We start from the raw sequence: 2,685 nt of genomic DNA, 5'->3' as shown, positions 1-2,685 counted from the left end.
CGACCGCTGCGTCGATGCTGTCCCCGACGCGCTCAGCGGGGACGACGGCGCCGCCCTGGTCGGCGAGATAGTCCGCGTAGCGCGTCGACGTCTCGAAGTGCCGCGCGCCCACGACGGCCAGCGAGTCGAGACCCGCGTCGAACAGCTGGCGGTAGGGCGTGCCGCTCGTCGGTTCGTCGCGTACTTCCCGACAGTCGAGGTGTGCGTCGAAGCTCAGGACGCCCAGCGACCCCGATTCCAGGAGCGGTGCGGCGTTTGGGTACGACAGCGAGTTGTCCCCACCGACGAACACCGGCATCGCGTCCGTGTCGTGGACCGCGCTCGCGGCGTCGAACAACTCCTCCTGGACGATGCCGACGTCGTCGTCCACGAGTACCACGTCGCCGAGGTCCGCGACCGAGGACACGGGGCCCTCGGCGAAGTGGTGGGTCTTGACGCCCGCGAGCGCGTCCTTGACCTGGGCTGGCCCCTCGTTGGCGCCGCGTCGACCGATGACCGCGCCGTCGTAGGGTTCGCCGACGAGCACCGCGTCGTAGTCGCCGGCGCTCTCGAGCGTCGCGGGTTCGACGACGTCGCCGAACTGTTCGTCGTTCGGGTCCGCCGACGGGCCGGTCCAGTCCTCCGGGTTCCGGAACATCAGTCGTCCTCCATAGGAATTGTGACGCCAGACGCCGTTGCTTCCTCGATTGCTTCCTGGTAGCCGGCGTCGGCGTGGCGGATGACGCCCATGCCGGGGTCGGTGGTGAACACGCGGCGGGCCTTTTCGGCGGCGAGGTCGGTGCCGTCGAGGACGACGTGGTTGTTGGCGTGGATGGCGTTGCCGATGCCGACGCCGCCGCCGTCGTGGACGCTGACGATGTCCGCGCCCGCCGCAGTGTTCAGGAGCGCGTTCAGAATCGGCCAGTCGGCGACCGCGTCCGAGCCGTCTTTCATCGCCTCGGTCTCCCGGTTCGGACTCGCCACACTACCCGCGTCGAGGTGGTCCCGCGTCACGACGACCGGCGCCTCGATTTCCCCGTCTGCGACGAGGTCGTTGATGCGGAGCGCGAACCGCGCGCGCTCCGTCAAGCCGTCTTCGTCGTCCTCGCTCTGATAGCCCAGCCAGCAGACGCGGCTAGGGAGGCCCTGGAACTGGACCTGGTCCCGTGCGAGGTCGATCCAGCGGTGCAGCGCGTCCTTCCCGGGGAACAACTCCTTGACCGCCTGATCGGTGCGATGGATGTCCTCGGGGTTCCCGGAGAGCGCCACCCACCGGAACGGGCCTTTGCCGCGGCAGAACAGCGGCCGAATGTAGGCTGGCACGAAGCCCGGGTAGTCGAAGGCGTGGTCCATGTCGCGGTGGTCCCGGACCTGCCCGCGGATGTTGTTCCCGTACTCGAAGGCCACCGAACCCGCGTCCTGGAGGTCGAGGATGGCCCGGACGTGGCGCTCCATCGTGGCCAGCGCCTCCTCGCGGTACTCCGCGGGGTCTGTTTCGCGGAGGTCGTCGGCCTCCGCGACCGTATAGCCGCTGGGGTAGTAGCCCTCGAGTTCGTCGTGGGCGCTCGTCTGGTCGGTGACGACGTCTGGGACGAACTCCCGCTCGAGCATGCCCTCGAGCATGTCCGCCGCGTTCACGTGCACGCCAACCGAGTAGCGCTCGCCGGCGGCGGCGGCCTCCTCGGCGCGCCGGATTGCTTCGTCGAGGTCGTCGGTCTTCTCCATGCAGTAGCCGGTCTCGATGCGGCGGTCGATGCGCTCCTCGTCGACCTCCGCGGCGATGCAGACGCCGCCGTTCATCGTGACCGCCAGCGGCTGCGCGCCGCCCATCCCACCCAGTCCGCCCGTCGCGACGATTTTGCCTTCGAGGCCGTCGGTGTCGGGGTAGTGCTGGCGTGCGAGTTCCGCCAGCGTCTCGAAGGTCCCCTGGATGATGCCCTGGGTGCCGATGTACGCCCAGGACCCGGCCGTCATCTGTCCGTACATGATGAGGCCCCTGGATTCGAGTTCGTGGAAGTGCTCCCAGTTGTCCCACTTCCCGACCAGATTCGAGTTCGCGATGAGGACTCTGGGCGCCGTCTCGTGGGTCTCGAAGACGCCGACGGGTTTGCCGGACTGCACCAGCAGCGTCTCGTCGTCGCCCAGCTCGCGGAGTTCCTCGAGGATGCCGTCGTAGGCGTCCCACGAGCGCGCTGCCCGACCGGTCCCGCCGTACACCACGAGGTCCTCGGGTTTCTCTGCGACCTCGGGGTCGAGGTTGTTGTTCAGCATGCGGAGGGCGGCTTCCTGGCGCCACCCCTCGCACTCGATGTCCGTGCCGGTCGGCGAACCCTGGTACTCGCGCCACTGCTCGGAGGGGGCACCGACAGAGAAGTCGGCGTCTGGAGCGTCGGTCATACGCAGACGTTCGGCGAGCAACGGCAAAGGTCTGGGGCCCGCCTTGCGACGGGTTCTTTATGAAGGGTGTCGTGTGTCGGCGCGTGCAACAGGCCACATTCCGACTCGCCGGCGGCGGCGCGTACGCCGCGGCGACGGCTGACACGGACGTCCGCATGGAACTGTGGTGCAACGACCACTGTGACCTCCTGCGGTTGCGCGGCGCTGGAGCCGACAGCGTGCTCGCTGCCGTCGACGAGCGTGTCGGCATCCGCGAGCGCGCGACCGAGGGCGACAGCACGCTGGCCGTCACCGGCGCCGTGTCTCCGG

Annotated in this window: 2 protein-coding genes and 1 pseudogene; 1 reads left to right on the top strand and 2 read right to left on the bottom strand. The window is 68.9% G+C overall.

Going from position 1 to position 2,685, the window contains the following annotated elements:
• Both GRX66_RS18185 and hutU read right to left on the bottom strand, forming a co-directional pair.
• The coding region (locus GRX66_RS18185; RefSeq protein WP_159527747.1) for an arginase family protein at positions 1–637 on the bottom strand (637 nt) is incomplete at its 3' end.
• Positions 637–2,376 (bottom strand): urocanate hydratase, encoded by a 1,740-nt coding sequence (gene hutU, locus GRX66_RS18180; protein WP_159527746.1) that lies wholly within the window; start codon positions 2,374–2,376, stop codon positions 637–639. The genes hutU and GRX66_RS18185, both read right to left, overlap by 1 nt.
• Positions 2,377–2,459: 83 nt before the next feature.
• Between hutU and GRX66_RS18175 the strand changes: the two are divergent.
• Positions 2,460–2,685 (top strand): annotated as a pseudogene (locus GRX66_RS18175) (helix-turn-helix domain-containing protein); the annotation flags it as partial.

Origin of the sequence: Halobacterium bonnevillei (assembly GCF_009831555.1) — an archaeon.
GTDB lineage: Archaea > Halobacteriota > Halobacteria > Halobacteriales > Halobacteriaceae > Halobacterium > Halobacterium bonnevillei.
This window is presented reverse-complemented; position numbering and strand designations above follow the sequence as displayed.